The organism is Mesorhizobium sp. M1027 (assembly GCF_040318745.1).
In the GTDB taxonomy this organism is placed as follows: Bacteria; Pseudomonadota; Alphaproteobacteria; order Rhizobiales; family Rhizobiaceae; genus Mesorhizobium.
Window position 1 is genome coordinate 1 of the sequence record NZ_JAMYMW010000033.1, and the last position, 693, is coordinate 693.

Annotated in this window: 1 protein-coding gene; it reads left to right on the plus strand. The window is 64.6% G+C overall.

The features are described from left to right. On the plus strand, positions 1–614 hold a 614-nt coding region (locus tag NKH50_RS28930; RefSeq protein WP_352707736.1), incomplete at its 5' end, for an IS5 family transposase. Positions 615–693: the final 79 nt, after the last annotated feature.

Consider the following 693-nt stretch of genomic DNA (forward strand, 5'->3'; position numbering starts at 1 on the left):
GCGAAGGGCTGCTGGAGAAGCTGTTTGGCGAACTGGACCGGCAGTTGGAGAAAGCCGGTGTTATCCTGAAGCGGGGAACGATGCTGGATGCCACGCTGATCAATGCGGTTTCATTGCCCCCGACGGACGAGCGGACTTCGAAGGATACGGATGCCCGGCTCACCGCGCGAAAGGGCAAGGGCGGCTTCACCTTTGGCTACAAAGCCCATGTCGGGGTGGATGAGGGCTCTGGCCTGATCCGCACGGTGATTACCACGCCAGCCAACGTCAACGACACGGTGATGGCCGATAACTTGATCTGCGGCGACGAGAAGACGGTGTGGGCGGACGCCGCCTACGACACCCATGCCCGCCGCGCCCGGCTCAAGGCCGAGGGCAAGAAGGTGCGCATCGCGCGCCGCCCCAACAAGCACCATGCGCTGCCGCCGCGGCTCAAACATTACAACCGCCTGATCGCCAGACGGCGAGCGGCGGTGGAGACCACTTTCGCCACGCTCAAGAACCGCATGAAGCTGACCAATATCCGCTATGTCGGACTGGCGAAGGCCACCGCCCAGGTGACATTGGCGGCGATCGCCTTCAACATGCGCCGATGGGCCGCCATCACGGGATAGGTGCGCCCGCAGCCCGGCCGCCCGGGCCGAAACCGCCGCCGAAACCCCAAACAAGGGGGCGGAGCTCACAAAGACGAGC